Annotated in this window: 1 protein-coding gene; it reads right to left on the bottom strand. The window is 71.1% G+C overall.

The features are described 5' to 3' along the window. A partial coding sequence (locus A5705_RS00030) for a DUF222 domain-containing protein (protein WP_156762971.1) occupies window positions 1-617 on the bottom strand: 617 nt, incomplete at its 3' end. Between the last annotated feature and the right edge of the window lie 9 nt (window positions 618-626).

Below are 626 nucleotides of genomic sequence, written 5' to 3'. Positions count from 1 at the left end.
GCCTCCAGGGTGCCCGGCATCGGCGGCGCGCTCGGTGCGGAGCCGTCGCCGTTGGCGCGGTCGCGTTTCCACTCGGCGATCAGCGCCTCACGGTGGGCGGCCAGCGCGGCGTCGAACTTGGCCGCGTCCAGGTGGTCGAGTTTGATCCGCCAGCAGGTGAAGTTCTCATCGGAGGTGTGGGTGATCGAGGGTTCTGGTGGCGGCCCCGGCGCGGGTTCGGGGCGCGGTTCGAGCTTGACCGCGGTGCGCAGCTGGCTGACCGTGGCCACCGCGGCCAGCTCGGCATAGTGCGCATCGGAGCCCGCCCCGGCGCGCGCGGCGATCACCCCGACCTGATCCAGCGACAGCCGGCCCTGGCGCAGCGCTTGGGTGCAGCGCGGAAACTCTTCCAGTCGGCGTGCCACGGTGGTGATGGTGTGGGCGTGGGCCGACGACGAGCCCAGCTTCCAGGCCAGCAACGCCGCCACCGAGCGGGCCCCGGTGTTCCCCCACAGCGCGTCGCGCTCGATCTCGGCGGCGATATCCACGATGCGCCCATCAATGGCGTTGCGCTGCCCGGCCAACTCCGCCAACTCCTCAAACAACACCGCCAACCGCTCTTTATGGTTCACCCCCAACCGAGGCGG

Source organism: Mycobacterium sp. E787 (assembly GCF_001668725.1).
Lineage (GTDB): Bacteria > Actinomycetota > Actinomycetes > Mycobacteriales > Mycobacteriaceae > Mycobacterium.
The sequence above is the reverse complement of the archived record's forward strand: the minus strand, read 5'-3'. Positions and strand labels throughout refer to the sequence as shown.